The sequence below is a fragment of the Piscinibacter sp. genome (assembly GCF_047600445.1).
GTDB lineage: Bacteria > Pseudomonadota > Gammaproteobacteria > Burkholderiales > Burkholderiaceae_C > Piscinibacter.
Genome location: NZ_JASGKT010000002.1, coordinates 1456988 through 1475839 on the forward strand (window position 1 = coordinate 1456988; position 18852 = coordinate 1475839).

Genomic DNA, 18852 nt, shown 5'->3' on the forward strand with positions numbered 1-18852 from the left:
TGCCAAGCCGCATCGGCGCCGTAGAAGAATCAGATCCCATGAACTTGCAAGAACTGCTCACTCAGCTCGACACGCCCATCATCATCCGCCCCACGCGGCGCATGACCCAGGGCGAGCTGGAGACCTACCTCGATCACGCGGCAAACATCCTGCGGGGCAACGCCGACCACTCCGAGTTCCGCGGCTACGTGTTCGCGCTGCTGTTCTACAAGCGCATCAGCGACTGCTACGACGAAGAGGTGCGCACGCAGACGGACGCGCTCGTCAAGGCCGGCGTGCCGCGCGACCAGGCGCTGCTGCTGGCCCGAGACCCGCAGAACCACCACTTCACGGTGCCGGAACAGGCGGCCTGGGCTGACGTGGCGCGCACCGCCAAGGGCCCGCTCGGCCAGGCCCTGAACGAGGCCATGCTCGCCATCGAGCGGGCGAATGCCCACCGCCAGAACAACTTCGACGGCATCCTCACTGGCAAGATCGACTTCAACAAGCAGGACGAGCTGCCCCGCGACAAGCTGGTCAATCTAATCAACCACTTCAGCAGCCAGACCTTCGACCGCGCGCACGTCTCCGACGACCTGTTCGGCAATGCCTACGAGTACCTGATCCGCAACTTCGCCAGCAAGGCCGGCAAGTCCAGCGGCGAGTTCTACACACCGGCCGAGGTCGGCTTTCTGATGGCGGAGGTGCTGCAGCCGCGGGCCGGCATGTCGGTATGCGACTGGGCCAGCGGTTCGGGCGGCCTGCTGCTGCAGTGCATCCGGCACGTCAAGAAGCACGGCGGCGACGTGCGGCAGCTGCAGCTGCACGGGCAGGAGTCCAACGTCACCACCTACAACATCTCGCGCATCAACATGATCCTTCATGGCATCCCCGTGTGGGAGCACAAGCAGGGCGACAGCCTGCGTGACCCGCGGCATCTGACAGGCGAGAACCGCCTCAAGCAGTTCGACCGCATCATCATGAACCCACCCTTCTCGCTGGAAGACTGGGGGCACGACACGGTGGTGGCCGGCGACAAGTACGGGCGCCTGGGCTTCGGCATGCCGCCTGCGAGCAACGGCGACTGGGCCTGGCTGCAGCAGATCGCCAAATCGCTGAAGGACGCCGACCCCGACACCGGCATCGGTGGCCAGGGCATGGTGGTGATGTCGCAAGGCGTGCTCTTCCGCGGCCAGCCCGAGCAGACCGAGGAAGAGGACGGCCAGAACCAGAAGGCTGACGCCGAATACGTGATCCGCCGGGGCCTCATCGAGGCCGACCTGATCGAGGCCATCGTCGTGCTGCCTGGCAAGCTGTTCTATGGCAACAACGTGCCCGGCTGCCTGCTGCTGCTGAACAAGGCCAAGCCCGAAGCGCGCAAGGGCAAGATCCTGATGATCTGGGCGTCGCGCCACTTCCAGAAGGGCAACCCCCAGAACCTGCTGCGCCCTTCCGACCTGATGCGGGTGCTGGTGCCATGGCAGGCCTTCGGTGACCTGGAAGCAGCCCGCGCGCTGGTGCCGGTGCACGAGGCGCAACTGATCCGCGAAGTGGAGCAAGACCGGGACAGCCGGCTCGCCGACATCGAAGATGCCTACGGCCCTGTGCTGGAGCCACTGGCCCGACTGCAAACGGAACTGGCCACGCTGGAAGCGCTGGACCTCAAGGTGCAAGCCGTCAGGGACGCGATCACCCCGGAGCACCCGTACTTCCATCCATTGGCGCCGTTGAAGGCCGAAGTGGACCGGATCGAGGCCGAGATCGCCGCTGCCGGGCGGGGTGACAAGGCGGCGCTGAAGGCGGCCCTGCTGACCCCGAAAGCGAAGTTCGACGTGGCGCGCAAGCAGCTCGTGGACGCGATCAAGGCGCGCGAGAAGCAGGTGGCGCGAGCCGTCAAGGAACTGCAGAAGTTGCAAGAAGAACGGGATGCGCGCGAGCTGGAAATCAAGCAGGTCGCCGACCGTGAGATCGCGCACCTGCACGAAGCATCCAAGGACCTGCTCCGCATTTGCAGCAGCGAGGACGAGGCGCGGCGCTACTTCGCGATCGTGGGCCTGGGCGAGATCGAAGAGAACGAGTTCAACCTGAACATGCCGCGGTACGTGGACACCTTCGATCCGGATCCCACGAAGCCCCTGACCATCGCTGCACGTGAACTGGCCGATGCCGAAAAGGCGGCGCATGAGGCCCAGCAAGCCTTGAAGGCTGTGCTTGCCGCAGCGGGAGTGCTTTCGGAATGAAGGCCATCTACGACACGCCGCTGCCGGCGGGTTGGCGCGAAGAGCCGCTTGCAAACCTGGTAGTCACGCGGCGGGGTTACACGTGGGAGAAAGCAGACGAGGCGGACTATGCCGATGCGGATACCGTGCCCGTGATCCGGATTCCGAACGTGCAGGACACACTGGACCTGTCCGACCTCGTGCATCTGCGCAACGTTTCGCCGGAGGCGCTTCAGAAGGCTGCTGTGACTAAGGACTGGCTGCTTTTCGTCGGCTCCAATGGAACGCAGGATCGAATCGGCGACTCCGTCTTGATCGAAGAAGACCGGCCCATGGTGTTCGCCTCGTTCTTGATGGGCATTCAACCGAAAGATCAGATTCGACTGCGATCTGACTTCTTCGCCCATTGGATGCGCCTCCATCTCGTGCACGAAATGTTCAGCAAGACGTCGCAGCAGACTACAGGCTTGGCCAACTTCAGTTGGGGTGCCGTAAAGAGGCTACCGGTGCGATTCCCGGACTCAACTGAAGAGCAGCGGCGAATTGGAGCGTCGTTGAAGCTGGCCGAGGAGTCCGTTCATCGGGCACGCGCGCAATTGACCGCTACCGAGGATGTGAAGCGGTCGCTGCTGGCCAGTGTCTTTGAGAAGGGCCTATGCCGGTCAACTACCACGAAGCCCTGCAAGATCCATCGCTGCTTCACAGCGTCCGTCCCTGCGCACTGGGATGACGATAGGCTCGGCCGCAGTCTTGAGCTTGTGGAGTACGGAACGAATTCTCCGTCCAACGACCATCGCAGCGGGTACCCCGTCATCGCCATCCCGCAGGTTGTTGCACCTCACTTGTCACTGACCGACGTTCCATTTGCCGAAGTCCCTCAGGCGGAGGCTGAAGCACTCAGGCTCGTGCAGGACGATGTCCTGCTAATTCGAACGAACGGCAACCCCGAGTACATCGGCAAATCGACCATCGTTTCTGCGGAAGTGGCCGAGGTCCACACGATCTATGCGTCGTACCTCATCCGGGTTCGACCGAACAAGGACAAGGTGCTGGGGGCCTACTTGAACTACTTCCTCGCGTCCCCGCCGGGGAGGCGTCAGGCAGGTGCAGCTGCCAACACCTCGGCTGGCAACAACAATATCGGCGCTCGGGCGATCAAGCATTTTCGCTTTCCAAGGCCACCGCTTGCAGAGCAGCGACAGATCGTGGACCTCTTGGACGCAACCGAACGGCAGATTGACGCACTGACAAGGAAGCTGGTCACGGCCGAGGACGTGAAGCGGTCGCTGCTACATGACCTGCTCATCGGCAGGATCAGAATTCCGGAGGGGGCCATTCATGCCTGAGCTGAGGGAGGGACCGGTCCCATACTCCGTCCGCACGCTCTTCAACGAAGAGACCACCGTTGAACGCGAGATCATCGAGCACCTCAAGGCCGCCAAGCTCGGCTGGACCTGGCGGTCACGCGACTACCTGAAGCAGTATCGGCCGGATGAGCGCGAAGTCCTGCTGCTGCCGCTGCTGCGCGAGAAGCTCAAGGCACTGAACCCCGCCGTGCTGACGGACGACAGCCGGGTGGACGCCATCGTGACCAAACTGCTGGCCTGCCATGACAACCAACAATGGCTGGCCTGGCTGAAGGACGGCGTGAACTACAAGTTCGACGCGGCCGAGAACGCCCAGGACGTGCGGCTGATCGACTACGAGAACCTGGATGCCAACGACTGGTGGGTGACCAACCAGTTCTCGATCGACGGTCGCTCGACCCGCCGGCCCGACATCGTGCTGCTGATCAACGGCATTCCGGTCATCGTCATCGAGGCCAAGACGGCCAGCCGCAGCAAGCCCGACTGGCGCGAAGGCGCCAAGCAACTGGGCATGTACGCGGAAGAGATCGACCAGCTCTTCTACACCAATGCCTACGGCGTGGGCGTGAACGAGACCCGGATGATGTACGGCGTGCCTGGCCGGCGGCTGCAGTTCTGGCTGCAGTGGCGCGACCCATGGCCGCACGACATCGACGAGTACGACGAGATGAAGGTCTCGCTGTACGGCCTGTTCGACCGCAGCAACCTGCTGGACTTCATCCGGCACTTCATCGTCTTCGTCACCAAGGACGGGCGCACCGAGAAGGTGGTGGTGCGCTACCAGCAGTACCTGGCGGTGAAGGACATCGTCAATCGGGCCACCGCGCTGACGCTGCCTTCAGAGAAGCGTCGCGGCTTGATCTGGCATACGCAGGGTTCGGGTAAGACCCTGACCATGATTTACGCGGCCCGCAGCCTGTGGGAAGACCCGAAGCTGAAGTCGCCGACGGTCATCCTGCTGGTGGACCGCGAGCAGCTCGGCGACCAGATGGACCGCGAACTGAACTCCACCGGCACCGACAACGTGCACGTGGCGGCCAGCAAACGCGACCTGGAGGAGAAGCTGCGCGGCGACTACCGTGGCGTGATCCTCACCACGGTGCACCTGTTCGACGGCATGCCGGCGCGCATCACGCAGCAGCGGCCCAACGTCATCGTGATGGCCGACGAGGCGCACCGCTCGCAGGAGCGCGAACTGGGCACCTACATGCGGTCGGCGCTGGAAGGTGCGTCGATGTTCGGCTTCACCGGCACGCCGATCGAGAACGACGACCACAACACGCCCAAGGCCTGGGGTTACGTCAAGGAAGACGGCAAGATCGAGCGCTACATGGGCCGGCCCTACACGGTGACCGATGCCCTGCGCGACGGTGTCGTCAAGCCGATCCACTGGCAACCCCGGGTGACCGATTGGCAACTGCACGGCACCAAGCTTGATGTGGCGTTCCAGCGCGAGTTCGGTCACCTGCCAGAAGACGAGCGCAACAAGCTGGTGACCGAGGGAGCCCGCCTCGACGCGCTGCTGTACCACGACAAGCGCATCGCCCAGATCGCCGACGACGTGGCCCAGCACTTCACCGAGCACGTGCAGCCCAACGGCTTCAAGGCGATGTTCGTGTGCCGGGAGAAGAAGGCCGTCAAGCTCTACACCGACGCCCTTCGCGCGCGCCTGGGCGACGAGTTGGTGATGCCCGTGATCTCCGAGGCGCCGCAGATCGACCCCGAGGACATCAAGGCGATGTACCTCGGCGACGCCAAGCGCAAGGCGCTGCTCAACCAGTTCCTGATCCCGGCAGGTTCAGAGGCCGATGAGCACCGCGACAAACCGCTGCGCAAGGTGCAGATCCTGGTGGTGTGCGACATGCTCACCACGGGCTTCGACGCCCCCATCCTGCAGGCCCTGTATCTGGACCGCAAGATGGAGAACCACCTGCTGCTGCAGACCATCGCGCGTGTGAACCGGCCGTACAACGAGCTGAAGGGCTATGGCCTGATCCTCGACTACTACGGCATCTTCGATCACCTGAACGAGGCCCTGAACTACAAGCCCGACGAGCTGGGTGACGTGGCCTTCCCCTTCGATGGCATCCGCGACCGGTTCCGCCAGACCTTCCTCGAGGTGTGGGACATCTTTCCCGAGGCCACGGTGCCGCGCGACGGCTCGCACGATGCCTTCATCACGGCGATGACCATCCTCCGCGACGAGGACGGCGCCGAGAAGCGGTTCGACGTGGGCTATCGCAACCTGCGCGTGATGTACGAAGCGCTGCAGCCCGACGAGCAGTTGCGGGACTTCATCCGCCCGTACGCATGGCTCACCAAGCTGTACCTGCTGTACCGGAAGAAGTTCTACCCGGTGGAGAGCCGCAGCGTCGAGGCCACTGAGGAAGACGCGGCGCGCACGCGCGAGCTCATCCGTGACCACATCGACGTGGAAGTGCTGGAGAAGGAGTTCCCGACGTATGTGCTGGACGAGCATTTCCTAACCAAGCTGAAGGACAAGAAGCCCGACGCCAAGGCACTGGACATCGAGGCCATGCTTTCGTCGGAGCTGCGCATCCGGCTGGACCAGGATGAGTCGTTCCGCCTGCTTTCGGAGAGGCTGCAGCGGCTTATCGACGAAAAGCGCGCCGGCACGCTGGCTGGCGTGGCGCTGATCGAAGAACTGGAGAAGGTGACCGACGCGGTGCGCCAGGCCATCGACGAGGTGAACCGGCCCATCGCCCAGCAGTTGGCGCTAAAGGTCAAGGCACGAAACCCAGCGATCGCCGACACCGTGGCCGTGGAGGTGGCATCGGCCACGCTGGAGGTGGCCGACAAGCACTGCTTCCCGAACTGGTGGGGCACGTCCACCGCAGACCCGGACCTGACGAGGGATCTGCTGATGATGGTGGCCACGAAGTTCTCAGCAGCCGGGCTGCTGACGGCTGACGCCATGGGCTTCATCGGCACGCTGGTGCAGACGCTCAGACGGCGCCGTTATCAGCCGCGTGCGGAGAGCGCGGCGGCTTCACCGGAAAGCGGCGATGCCAGCGCTGATTGACGACAGCGCGCCCGGCAGCCTAGTGCTGCCTGATGGGCGATCGATCGAGTTCGCGATTCGGTACTCCAACCGTGCGCGCTCGGCCCGCCTGCGGGTGGGCGCGCGCGAGGGGTTGGTCGTTGTCGTCCCTGCGGGCCTGCAACGCGATCGCGTCAACCAGCTCGTTGCGAGCAAGCGCGATTGGATCGCGTCGAAGCTGGACGACATCGAAGCTATTCGGCACTTGATCCCGAAGGTGGCTCCGGCACGTCCGCAGGCATTCGACCTGCCGGCGCTCGCTGAATCGTGGCGGGTCGAGTACCGCGAGATGCGCCGACCATCGGTCGGCGCCAAGACGGATCGGCCCGGCCGCATCGTTGTCTTCGGTGCTGTCAATGATGTGGACGCATGCCATGCAGCGCTTCGACGGTGGCTGGCCCGCCGGGCTGCGGAGGCGCTACCGCCTTGGCTTGAGCGCGTAGCGGTTCAATGTGGGCAGCAGCCCGCCGCTGTCGCCATCAAGAACCAACGTACCCGCTGGGGAAGTTGCGCAGCCAGCATGCGCATCAGCTTGAACTGCAAGCTGCTATTCCTGCCGCGCGAGCTTGTGCGATACGTGATGGTTCACGAGCTCTGCCACCTGCTGGAGCACAATCACTCCAGCCGATTCTGGGCGCATGTCCGCCAGATGGACTACGGTGCGGATAGCCACCACGGACAGATGCGGGATGCATGGAAGTTCGTGCCTGCATGGGCACAACGCGGCACCGGGCTGGTACTGTGACAAGGGCCTGCAACAAGGGAAAGCGAGGGTAGTTCTATTGCGCCGCTAGCCATCCTCGTTGACTACGACAATGTTGAGCCGCGCCACAAAGGTGCTGGGCCAGTTGGTCTGGCACGAATCCTGGCTTCGGCAGTCCCCGAAGCGGTTGCGGCGCGCCACGACTCTTTCCTGGTCCGCTTCTACGGCGGCTGGCGCGCGAAAGGTACTTTGACGCAGGCGGCTCAAAGGCTCGTCCCCGAGATTCGGAAAGACTCGCCATGCATCGTCAACGTCAGCCACACAGGCGCCTGGCATCAGTATCGCCTGACAGTTGAGCTCGCCGATGGTCCAATCGGAACGACGATTGCGCTACAGGAAACGCTCGCACGCGAGCGCGGCTTGCGACGCTTTCGGTCCCGTGGGAGTGTCATGCCGGAATGTGCCTCGGTGGTCGGCTGCGGCTTGAATCAGTTCTTTGGCTTGTCCAATGCGACGCCGTGCACCAACACTGCCTGTGCTTGCACCCTTGGCGATGTCTTGGTTCGAGACGAGCAGAAGATGGTCGACACTCTGCTGGTTGCCGACATTGCTGCACACGCTTTCACGAGCAAAGCAACGGACGTGGTTGTCGTTTCATCCGATATCGACATGTGGCCCGGCGTGCTGCTCGCATTGCGCACGGGATGCTCGGTAACTCACATGCACACCAAGTCGGGTTGGCGAACGCAGACTCATTTGGTCGGAACTCTCGGTTCATCGCTTGGGAAGGCATACAGGCAACTTGCCGTGTAGGAGCACTCATGGATATCAGCGCATTTCGACGTGCTCTAACCGCGTTTGCCGATGAACCATCGGATGTGGATATTCGACTAGGTAAGGTTGTTGCGCAGATTCGCGATGAAGTCATCGACGCGACAATCACCTTGGATGATGGCGACGACCAACGGCTGCAAGTTCACGAGAATGGCCAGACCTACTCGGCCCGAATGTGGTTGATAAACCGAGTGGCCAAGGTTCCACAACTCGCAGACCGGATACTCGCTGCAACCTCGCTCCCACCGGAAGTTGCTGCGCGTTCTCCATTTGTGGTGCCCGCTGGACTTCTGACGCGCGATCTGTCGGAGCAACAAGGCCAGACTGCGGAGGCGGAAGTGCCGGACGCTGTAGAGGCGTTGTTGCAGAGAGCATCCAGGCCCCTCCCTGGCGCCACTTCGGTTGTCTACCTGACTTCAGATGCCGGCGAGGGGAAGACAACACTCATCAATCGTGCCGCAAGGATCCAGGCGGAGAGATTCAAACAGAAGTCTGTCGGATCGCTCATCGTTCCGGTCCCACTCAGCGGGCGTGCCTTCCTGACGTTCGACGACGCGGTAATCGCCGCATTGGTCAACAAGCTTCGCTTCAACTATCTGTACTACGACGCCTTTGTGCAGTTGGTTCGTATGGGCGTGGTGGTGCCTGCGTTTGATGGGTACGAGGAAATGCTTGTCGAAGGCTCCCGCGGTGAAGCTGTCTCAGCGCTCGGCAATCTCGTTCAGCATCTGGAGTCGGCCGGGGCCATTGTCATCGCGGCGCGCAAGGCATTCTTCGAGTACCTCAGCTTCAAAACACAAGCGCGACTCCTGGACGCTATCGGCGACAGGTCCGCCTCCTTTTCGAGGCTAGCTCTTCGACGGTGGAGCAAGGCGCAGTTCTGCGAGTACGGCCGACTTCGGAAGATCGACGCGCCTGAAGAGGTGCATGACATCGTCTCGGCTCGCCTCGGCTCGGAGCACCCACTCCTGACCCGAGCCGTCTTGGTTCGTCGGCTGTTCGATGTGATTGCCGATGGCGCCGATAAGCAGGAGCTGGCTGAGCTTCTAGGGAGCAGCCCCCATGACTACTTCTTCACCTTCGTCGATGCAATCGTGAAGAGAGAGGCGGCGGAGAAGTGGCTGGCTCGCGTGTCGGGCGATGTCATGACGCCACTGCTGGACATCTCGGAGCACCACCAACTCCTTGCGTTGATCGCGCAGGAGATGTGGCAATCGTCTACCAGTTCGCTCAGGCACGATGTTCTCGATGTCATCGTGGATATCTTTGGCGAGTCGCTCGGGAAAGGGCCGGCAGCCGTCAGACAGTTGAAAGAGCGAGTCAAGCAACACTCCCTCTTGGCCTCTGACCCGGCTCGCTCAGGGGCGCTCGCCTTTGATCATGAGGACTTCCAGAACTTCTATCTCGGTGAGTCACTCGGCCAACTTCTGGCCAAAGCCAATCGCTCAGAGTTGCAGGCCTTCTTGTCCGTGGCGCCTGTTCCTCAGGCAACGATTGAGCAAGCGGTTCAGTACGTGATCCGGCATGGTGCTGATCGGGTTGGAGCCCTAGCCTGTATTGTTCAGATCAACGGCGCGGAGTCCGGCTTCACGTTCTGTAAGGAGAACTGTAGTGGCTTGGCCCTGCGACTGACGGAGTGCGTTCCCAGCTCTGACGAGATCACTGAACTGCGAGGAATGATGTTCTCGCCGGGAAGCCTCGCTGGACGGACGCTGTCGCGTGTTGCGTTCTACGAGTGTCAGTTCCAGCCCACATCCACCGCAAAGTCGAAGCTCTCCGACCTGCTGTTCCGGCAATGCGAGTTTGAGCGCATCGAATGCGATGAGGATCAGCAGCTCGCAGGCTGCTCTTTCGTCGATTGCCGAGTTGACTCGCTTGTGATCTTGCCGGACGGCGAGCAGACCTTTGACCCAACTCTCATCGAGCAAGGGCTGCGTCGGGCCGGTGCGCAAGTCGGAGTTGTCGCTGATGCGCAGATCAAGACTGGTGCCGGTGATGTCGATGATCGGGTGAGGCAGCTTGAGCGCTTTCTGCGAGTCTTCTTGCGAAGCACGCACGTCGACGAAGAGGTCATTCGACTCCGGCTGGGCAAGAACTTCGCACCCAGCTTCTTCGACGAAGTGCTCCCCAGTCTCTTGAACGCTGGGTTGCTAGAGGAAGTGCCCTGGAGGGGCGGCGGCTACCAGAGGCGCTACAAGCTCGTGTCATCGATGTCCACCATCGAACGAGCGCTGGAGCGCTCGCGCGGAGACTTTGACGGCTTCCTGCGTCTCGTTCGAACTGGGGCGTAGCCGAGGCGCCCCGGGCTGGCCAGCGTGGCTTGCCATGTGCGAATCAACGCTGCGGTGCAGCACAACGACATCACGCCCGGCCCGGGTACCGGGGGTCGATCGCAGGCAGGGAGGTGGACGGGGCCACAGACGGGGCCACGGCCGAATCCTGGCAACACGGAACCCGCATGAATGCTGGCTCTACGGCCGATTGGGAAGTGATGATCGAGCAGATGTGAGGCGAGGGCGGGGCGGCCGGACCGCCTCCCGCCACGCTGCGACGCGTCGACGGCGCCCCGCGGGGCGCCGTTTCGTTTTTGCGCGGCGGGTTTCAGCGCTCGGCCAGCATGTCCTCCACGCGGATGTCCTGCGCCAGTTGCCCCTTCGGCCCCTGCACCAGTTCGTAGCGCACGCGCGCGCCTTGCTTCAGCGTGCGGAAGCCCTCCATGCGGATGGCCGAGAAGTGCGCGAAGACGTCCTCGCCGCCGCCCTCGGGCTCGATGAACCCGAAGCCTTTGGTGTCGTTGAACCACTTCACGGTGCCGGTCGGCATGGCATTCTCCTCGCTGTGAGCTGCGGAAATTCTCGAACGCCGCGCGCGGGCTCGTCCATGAAGCAGCGCAAGTCCGGCGCACTCCGCGCGCGGCGCGTGACCGGCGCACGGAACGCCGAAACCGGCGGGTGATCAGACCGAGATCAAGTCGATAGAATGTTTTCATGCCCGACGAAACCCCGCCGCAGCCGCCCGTGCCTCCCGGCACCGGAGTGCCCGATGACGGGCAGGGGGCGGTCGTCGCCGAGCGCAAGACCCAGCGCACCCGGCCGCCGCGCATGTACCAGGTGCTGATGCTCAACGACGACTACACGCCGATGGAGTTCGTCGTGATGGTCTTGCAGGAATATTTCAAGCGCGACCTCGAAACCGCGACTCAGATCATGTTGAAGATCCACCATGAGGGTCGGGGTGTCTGCGGCGTCTATTCCAAGGACGTGGCCGCGACCAAGGTAGAACTGGTGCTGGCTGCCGCGCGGCGCGGCGGCCACCCGTTGCAGTGCATTATGGAGGCCGCATGATTGCCCAGGAACTCGAAGTCAGCCTGCACATGGCGTTCGTCGAGGCGCGCCAGCAGCGCCATGAGTTCATCACCGTGGAGCATTTGCTGCTCGCGCTGCTCGACAACCCCTCGGCCGCCGAGGTGCTGCGCGCCTGCTCGGCCAACACCGACGACCTGCGCAAGAGCCTGGCCGGCTTCATCAAGGAGAACACGCCCACCGTCGGCGGCTCCGAGGAGGTCGACACGCAGCCGACGCTGGGCTTCCAGCGCGTGATCCAGCGCGCCATCATGCACGTGCAGTCCACCGGCAGCGGCAAGAAGGAAGTCACCGGCGCCAACGTGCTGGTCGCGATCTTCGGCGAGAAGGACTCGCACGCCGTGTACTACCTGCACCAGCAGGGCGTCACAAGGCTCGACGTGGTGAACTTCATCGCCCACGGCATCAAGAAGAGCGACCCGCCCGAGCCGGCCAAGTCGAACGACAACAGCGCCGGCGCCGGCGAGGGCGAGAAGGAAGAAGGCGAGGGCAAGGGCTCGCCGATCGACCAGTTCACGCAGAACCTCAACCAGCTCGCCCGCGACGGCAAGATCGACCCGCTGATCGGCCGCGAGCACGAGGTCGAGCGCGTGATCCAGATCCTGTGCCGGCGGCGCAAGAACAACCCGCTGCTGGTCGGCGAGGCCGGCGTCGGCAAGACCGCCATCGCCGAGGGCCTGGCCTGGCGCATCACGCAGGGCGACGTGCCCGAGGTGCTGGCGCAGTCGGTGGTGTACGCGCTCGACATGGGCGCGCTGCTGGCCGGCACCAAGTACCGCGGCGACTTCGAGCAGCGCCTGAAGGGCGTGCTCAAGCACCTGAAGGACCAGCCGCACGCGATCCTGTTCATCGACGAGATCCACACGCTGATCGGCGCCGGCGCCGCCTCGGGCGGCACGCTGGACGCGAGCAACCTGCTCAAGCCGGCGCTGTCGTCCGGCCACATGAAGTGCATCGGCGCGACCACCTTCACCGAGTACCGCGGCATCTTCGAGAAGGACGCGGCGCTGTCGCGGCGCTTCCAGAAGATCGACGTGGTCGAGCCCTCGGTCGAGCAGACGGTCGAGATCCTCAAGGGCCTGAAGTCGCGCTTCGAGGAGCACCACAGCGTCAAGTACGCGCTGGGCGCGCTGCAGGCCGCCGCCGAGCTGTCGGCCAAGTTCATCAACGACCGCCACCTGCCCGACAAGGCGATCGACGTGATCGACGAAGCCGGCGCGGCGCAGCGCATCCTGCCCAAGAGCAAGCAGAAGAAGACCATCACGCGCGCCGAGGTGGAGGACATCGTCGCCAAGATCGCGCGCATCCCGCCGACCAGCGTCTCCAGCGACGACCGCAGCAAGCTCAAGAGCCTGGAGCGCGACCTCAACAGCGTCGTGTTCGGCCAGGAGCCCGCCATCGAGGCGCTGGCCTCGGCGATCAAGATGGCGCGCTCGGGCCTGGGCCGGCCCGACAAGCCGATCGGCTCGTTCCTCTTCAGCGGCCCCACCGGCGTCGGCAAGACCGAGGTGGCGCGCCAGCTCGCCTACATCCTGGGCATCGAGCTGATCCGCTTCGACATGTCGGAATACATGGAGCGCCACGCGGTCAGCCGCCTGATCGGCGCGCCGCCGGGCTACGTCGGCTTCGACCAGGGCGGGCTGCTGACCGAGGCGATCAGCAAGAAGCCGCACGCGGTGCTGCTGCTCGACGAGATCGAGAAGGCGCACCCCGACGTCTTCAACGTGCTGCTGCAGGTGATGGACCACGGCACGCTGACCGACAACAACGGGCGCAAGGCCGACTTCCGCAACGTCATCATCATCATGACGACCAACGCCGGCGCCGAGACGATGAACAAGTCGACCATCGGCTTCACCAACTCGCGCGAGTCGGGCGACGAGATGGCCGACATCAAGCGCATGTTCACGCCCGAGTTCCGCAACCGGCTGGACGCGATCGTGTCGTTCCGCGCGCTCGACGAGGAGATCATCCTGCGCGTGGTCGACAAGTTCCTGCTCCAGCTCGAGAGCCAGCTCGCCGAGAAGAAGGTCGAGGTCACCTTCACCGACGCGCTGCGCAAGCACCTGGCGAAGAAGGGCTTCGACCCGCTGATGGGCGCGCGGCCGATGCAGCGGCTGATCCAGGACACGATCCGCCGCGCGCTGGCCGACGAACTGCTGTTCGGCCGCCTGGTCGACGGCGGCCGCCTGTCGGTGGACATCGACGCCGACGGCAAGCCGCTGCTCGAGATCACGCCGCCGAAGAAGAGCGACAAGCCCAAGGCCGAGCCGGCGACGGCCTGACCGCGGGGCCGGCGTAAGCGCGCCTACTGCGCCGGCAAGCCGGCGACGCGCAGCCCTTCGACGAAGCGAGCCTGGCCGGGCTGCAACGCGGGAGCCGAGCGCGCCTGCAGCGCCTGCACGCCGGCCACGGTCCATTGCGGCCGCAACTGGCGCAGCCGCGCCAGGGCCTGGGCGGCGGCATCGGGGCGCTGGTGCAGCGCGTCGATCGCCGCCATCAGCGCCCAGGCGTGGACGTTGGAAGGATTGGCCTGCACGGCCTCGCGGCAGTGTGCGTAGGCGGCATCGTCGCGCCCCAGATGGAAGTCGGCGGCGGCCGCGATCGCCTGGCCGAAGGCCACCTGCATGCCTTCCAGCGGGCTGAGCCGGCGCGCCTGCTCGACCGGCGCCGCCACCTCGGCGAAGCGGCCCAGCGCCAGCAGCGCCGACGCCACGCGCGCATGGGACCAGGCGTCGCTGGGGTTGAGCGCCAGCACGCGGCGATAAGCCGCCAGCGCGCCCTCGGCGTCGCCTTGCACCATCAGCAGGTGCCCGCGGGCGTAGTGGGCCAGCGGGAAATCGGGGTTGATCGCCAGCGCCGACTGCACCGCCTCGGCGGCGCGTGCGGTCTGGCGCGCGGGGTCGGCCGACCAGCCTCCCTGCAGTTCGGACAACAGCGACAGCGCCAGCCCCGACCAGGCGTGCGCCGAGCGCGGGTCGGCCGCCAGTGCCGACTCGAAGGCGGCGCGCGCCTTCAGCACGTCGGCCGGCGCGCCCGAGCGTCGCAGCAGCGCGTCGCCCTGGGCCAGCGCGTCGACCACGGCGCTGCTGCGCGGCGCCGAGCCGCCGCCGCGCGCGGCCGCCGCCGTCAGGTGCAGGTCCAGCGCGCGCGCCACGCGCAGCGAGACGTCGCGCGGCCAGGCCTGCGGGTCGGGGCTGTCGTAGCGCCAGCGTTCGCTCCACAGCACGGCGCTGCTGTCGGTGGCGACGAACTGCAGCGCCAGTTCCACCGCCTCGCCGTCGCGTGACAGCGAGCCGTCGAGCAGGTAGGCCGCGCCCAGCGCCTGGCCGATGCGGTGCGCGTCGCCGCCCTCGCGCGCCGCCGCCGCGGCCGCCGAGGGCCTGGCGATCACCTGCGTGCTGACCAGGCGGGCCAGGTCGCCGGTCAGCGCGTCGGCCACCGCCTCGGCGAACTCGGGGCTGGTGCCCGGGCCGACGACACGCAAGGGCAGCAGCGCGATGGAGCGGCGCTCGGCGAACGCCAGGTCGGCCGCGGCCGGCGCCGATGGGCGCCAGAGCAGCCATCCCGCCAGCGCCAGCGTCGACACCAGCCCCAGCGCGAGCAGCCGCCGCGCCGGCCGGCGCGGCGAGGCTGGCGCGAGCGTGTGTGCGGGTGCGGGTACCGGTGCAGGCGGCGCCGCGGCCTGCACCGGCGCATCGAAGCGGTAGCCGTGCCGCGGCACGGTGGTGATGAAGGCGGCGCCGTCGTCGCCCAGCGCGGCCCGCAGGTCGGCCACGCACTGCACCAGCGAATCGTCGGTGACCACGACGCGCGGCCACAGCGCCGCCACCAGTTCGGCCTTGCCCAGCACGCGGCCGGGGTGCGCCAGAAAGCAGGCCAGCAGCGCATAGGCCTTGGGCCGCAGCGGCACCGGCACGCCGTCGCGCAGCAGTTCCACGCGCTGCGGGTCGAAGCGGAAAACGCCGAAGCTCACCGGCCCGGCAGGCTGCGGCAGTGGTTCCAGCGCGCTACCCATCGCTTCCCTGTTCGTCGAAGTTTCGGCGAAGCTTGGGGCCGATTTGGGCGCCGGTCAATCGGGCAGGCAGCACAGTGGCGGCTCGTTCAATCCACAAAGGAGCGCCGATCATGTCCCGCCTGCTCTCGCTGCTTGCCGCCTCGGCACTGGCCCTGCTGGGCGCCTGCGCCGCACCGCCGCCCCTGGCCGGGCCGCCGCAGTGGATCGTGATGACGCCCTTGAGCGCCGCCGGCGACGCGCAGCCGCCCTGGCTGGCGCACGCGGCCACCTTGGTGCTGCGCGACGAACTGGGCGCGGTGCCCGGGCTGATGGTGGTGATTCCGCCGCCGGCAGCCGCCTCGGCGCCCGATTTCGATGAGCCGACGCCGTGGCGCTTGTCCGGCAGCGTGGCGTCCGCGCCCGACGGCGGCCTGAGCTTCGATCTCGCCTTGCGCCGCGGCGCCGACGGCAGCGCGGCCTGGCAGCAGCGGCTGGACTTCGCGGCCGGCGCGCTCTGGCGCCGCGAGCTCAGCGCCGCCGTCGCGCGCCAGATCGGTGTCGCGCCGCCGGCGTCCGATGTGCCGGGCCTGGGTGCCTGCCATGACGGTGCCGCCGCCGCGGCCACGCTCCAGGCGATCGAGGCCTTCGGCGGCTACCGCAGCCGCGACGACCTGCTGCGCGTGCGCGCGCTGCTGGAGCAGGCGCTGGTGGCCGAGCCCGGCTGTCCCGAGGCGAAGGCGCACCTGGCGATGACGCACGTCTCGGAGATGCTCAACCGCTGGAGCACCGACCCGGCGGCGCAGCTCGCGCTGGCCGATCGGCTCTCGCGCGAGGCGGTGGCGGCCGGCCCGGCGCAGCCTTATGCCCGCATGGCCCGTGTGGAGGTGCTGCGCCAGCAGGGCCGGGTGGCCGAGGCGCTGGAGGAGGCCCGGACGATGACGCGGCTGGACCCGAGCAGCGGCCTGTTCGTCGGCCGGCTGGCGGCGCTGCGCTACGGCACGGGTGATGCCGCCGGCACGCTGGAGGCCGCGTTGCAGGTCCAGCGCCTGCCCAACGGCACGCTGGCCGTGCAGCAGCAGGGGCTGCTGTTCGAGGCGATGGCGCGCTATTCGCTGGGCGAGGAAGCGCACGCGGCCGAGGTCCTGCGCAAGCTGTTGCAGATGAACCCGCGCAACGGCCTGGCCTGGCAGTTGCTCGCCGGCATCGAGGCCGTGCAGGGCAACGATGCCGTGGCCACCGAGGCACTGGCGCGTTTCATCGCGCTGGCGCCGCCGGGCCAGAGCATCCGCCGCCTGCGCGCCGCCGAGACGCCGGTTGGCGACGCGCGCTTCCAGCAGCAGCGCGAGCGCTACTTCGCGGCGCTGCGGCGCATCGGGCTGCCGGAGTAGCGCTGGCTCTAAGACCGCGTGCAGGTGAACGGCCAGTCCTGGATCCCGACGGCCGGCGCCGAGAAGCTGCCGCTGGCCGCCGCGCCGCTGACGGCGGCGCGTCCCGTCGGCACGGCGCCGTTGCCGCGTGTGTCCCAGGCCTGGTAGTACAGCGCGCCCTGGTCCGAGACCCAGCCGTCGCACGGGAAGCTCAGCGTGCCGAAATGGATGCTGAACGCGCACGATTCGAAGTAGCCTGAGCCGTCGACGTAGGCGCTGCCGCCGGCCGCGCCGCGGGCCGGGACGGTGGCGGTCAGGATGAAGTCGGCCTCGCCGGGCTGCTCGGCGTGGCTGGCGCAGCGGTAGGTGCCGGCGTAGTCTCCGGGGTTGGCGCCGGGCGCGGGCAGCGCCTCGCCGAGCGCGGCGACGCCGGCGATCTGCGAACAGGGCGACGAGGCCGAGCATGCCGCCTGCGCCGCCGAGTCCTTGCCGCCGCCGCCACCGCAGCCGGACAAGATCGAAGCCAGCGCGGCAACGAGGGCGCACCCCAGGCTGCGGGTGCGGAATTTTGTCTTCATGCTCGGGACTCCCTGTCGAGCCGGCGCATCGGCCGGACCAAGGCGCCGGCCTGTTCGGGCAGTCGGCGGAACCCAGGGGTTGCGCGGCGAGCGGATGGGTGCCGGCGACTCCTGTGAGCACGCTAGTGCCGCCGCGCGCCGGGCGGCGGAAGGTACGGCGAAACTTCGCCGAAGCGCCGATCAAGCTTCGCTCAGCGGACGCCGTCGATGCGGCGCACAGGCGCGGCCGGCGCGTTCGCGCTGGATCCCGGCGCAGGCCTGAAGCGATGCCGGGCGGGCCGCGCGGCCCGGCCCGGATTCCGGCTTACCTGGACGGCCGGGTGGCGGTGACGTTCACCGTCACGCGCCGGTTCGGCAGCAGGCATTCCTGCAGGGCCGGCTGCGACGACTTGGTACGCTCGCAACCTTCCACCTGCTGCGTGTCGCCCACCGCCGTGGCGGTGATCGCCTGGGCGGGGATGCCGCGCTCGACCAGCAGCGCGCGCACCGTCTCGGCGCGGCGCTCGGAGAGCTTCTGGTTGTAGGCGGGGTTGCCGGTGGAGTTGAGCCGGTCGGCGTGGCCCGCGAGTTCCACCGACTCGACGGTGAGCTTCTCGCGGCGGATCGTCGCCAGCATCTCGTCGAGCTGCTCGCGGCTGCCGGCGCGGATGTCGGCGCGGCCGTGGCGGTCGAAGGCGAACACCACGTTGGCGAACAGGCGCACGCGGCGGTCTTCGGCGGCGGCGCAGGGCGCGCACGGCACGGCTGCCGGCGCCGGGGCGGGCGGAGCCACGGCCGGCGCGGGCGCCGGGTTGCAGGTCGAGGCGCGCTGCTCGGCCTCGGCCACCATGTCCTCGGCCATCTGCACGTAGGGCTTGGCGTGGCGCCAGCCCTGCTGGTTGAACTCGTTGCCGGCGTGCACCAGCTCCACCTCGGCGCAGGCGGCGCGCTGCATCGCGCAGTTGAAGCCCGAGGAGCGCTGCACCACGGTCAGACGCTCCCACAGGTCGGGGCGCAGCCGCGCCGCGCCGTTGACCAGTGGGGTGTCCATCGGCAGCGGCTGCACCTTGTTCTCCATCGCGATGACGAGCTTGTCGCTCTCGGTCAGCGCGGCCTGCGGAAACTGGCTGCGGTCGTTGCGCGTGTACTCGTGGAAGCTCACGTCCAGCCAGCACTGCGCCTTGGAGAGGTGGTAGTCGGCGACGCGCCGGCCGCCGTCGTTCAGCGACTTGATGCGGGCCTGCACGGTCTCGAAGACCTTGTGGTCCTGCTGGATCACGCCGTCGCTGATGCGCGCGGCTTCCGGCGCGAGCGTGGCGGGCTGCTGCTGCGTGCCTTGCGCGAAGGCGGTGCCGCAGAAGGCCGCCAGCGCGGTGGCGGCAAGGGTGGTGGCGCGGAAGGGCATC

Annotated in this window: 12 protein-coding genes; 8 read left to right on the forward strand and 4 right to left on the reverse strand. The window is 66.7% G+C overall.

Going from position 1 to position 18852, the window contains the following annotated elements:
* Positions 1 to 38: 38 nt before the first annotated feature.
* The 5 genes from QM792_RS11015 to QM792_RS11035 all read left to right on the forward strand — a co-directional run bounded on the left by QM792_RS11015 (position 39) and on the right by QM792_RS11035 (position 10454).
* A complete protein-coding gene (locus QM792_RS11015) occupies positions 39 to 2219 on the forward strand; it encodes an N-6 DNA methylase (RefSeq protein WP_415149941.1) in 2181 nt (726 codons plus the stop codon).
* Positions 2216 to 3544 (forward strand): restriction endonuclease subunit S, encoded by a 1329-nt coding sequence (locus QM792_RS11020; protein WP_415149943.1) that lies wholly within the window; start codon positions 2216 to 2218, stop codon positions 3542 to 3544. The genes QM792_RS11015 and QM792_RS11020 overlap by 4 nt, the downstream gene beginning before the upstream one ends.
* Entirely contained in the window at positions 3492 to 6608 is a 3117-nt protein-coding gene (locus tag QM792_RS11025; protein WP_415149945.1) for a type I restriction endonuclease subunit R, read from the forward strand. Before QM792_RS11020 ends, QM792_RS11025 begins: the two co-directional genes overlap by 53 nt.
* The gene (locus tag QM792_RS11030) at positions 6592 to 7371 is read left to right on the forward strand and encodes a M48 family metallopeptidase (protein ID WP_415149947.1); all 780 of its coding nucleotides are present in this window, start codon (positions 6592 to 6594) and stop codon (positions 7369 to 7371) included. Before QM792_RS11025 ends, QM792_RS11030 begins: the two co-directional genes overlap by 17 nt.
* Positions 7372 to 8150: 779 nt before the next feature.
* Positions 8151 to 10454: a hypothetical protein gene (locus QM792_RS11035; protein WP_415149949.1), complete on the forward strand. Its 2304-nt coding sequence runs from the start codon at positions 8151 to 8153 to the stop codon at positions 10452 to 10454.
* Between the two features lie 310 nt (positions 10455 to 10764).
* Here QM792_RS11035 and QM792_RS11040 read toward each other — a convergent pair whose 3' ends face one another.
* Positions 10765 to 10986, reverse strand: a complete 222-nt coding sequence (locus tag QM792_RS11040; protein ID WP_415149950.1) for a cold-shock protein — start codon at positions 10984 to 10986, stop codon at positions 10765 to 10767.
* Positions 10987 to 11150: 164 nt separating this feature from the next.
* On the opposite strand from QM792_RS11040, the gene clpS reads away from it, so the two are divergent.
* A complete protein-coding gene (clpS, locus tag QM792_RS11045) occupies positions 11151 to 11507 on the forward strand; it encodes an ATP-dependent Clp protease adapter ClpS (protein ID WP_415149951.1) in 357 nt (118 codons plus the stop codon).
* Entirely contained in the window at positions 11504 to 13810 is a 2307-nt protein-coding gene (gene clpA, locus QM792_RS11050; RefSeq protein ID WP_415149953.1) for an ATP-dependent Clp protease ATP-binding subunit ClpA, read from the forward strand. The genes clpS and clpA overlap by 4 nt, the downstream gene beginning before the upstream one ends.
* Before the next feature lie 23 nt (positions 13811 to 13833).
* Here the strand turns inward: clpA and QM792_RS11055 are convergent, their stop codons facing one another.
* Positions 13834 to 15543, reverse strand: a complete 1710-nt coding sequence (locus QM792_RS11055) for a winged helix-turn-helix domain-containing tetratricopeptide repeat protein (protein ID WP_415149955.1) — start codon at positions 15541 to 15543, stop codon at positions 13834 to 13836.
* Between the two features lie 110 nt (positions 15544 to 15653).
* Here QM792_RS11055 and QM792_RS11060 point away from each other — a divergent pair, with 110 nt between their 5' ends.
* Positions 15654 to 16910 carry a tetratricopeptide repeat protein gene (locus tag QM792_RS11060; RefSeq protein ID WP_415149957.1) on the forward strand — a complete coding sequence of 419 codons (1257 nt, stop codon included), beginning with the start codon at positions 15654 to 15656 and terminating at the stop codon, positions 16908 to 16910.
* Between the two features lie 8 nt (positions 16911 to 16918).
* Here the strand turns inward: QM792_RS11060 and QM792_RS11065 are convergent, their stop codons facing one another.
* Both QM792_RS11065 and QM792_RS11070 read right to left on the reverse strand, forming a co-directional pair.
* Complete coding sequence (locus QM792_RS11065) at positions 16919 to 17467, reverse strand: hypothetical protein (protein ID WP_415149959.1); 549 nt, start codon at positions 17465 to 17467, stop codon at positions 16919 to 16921.
* Between the two features lie 304 nt (positions 17468 to 17771).
* Positions 17772 to 18851, reverse strand: coding sequence for an OmpA family protein (locus tag QM792_RS11070; RefSeq protein ID WP_415149961.1), 1080 nt, complete (start codon positions 18849 to 18851; stop codon positions 17772 to 17774).
* Between the last annotated feature and the right edge of the window lies 1 nt (position 18852).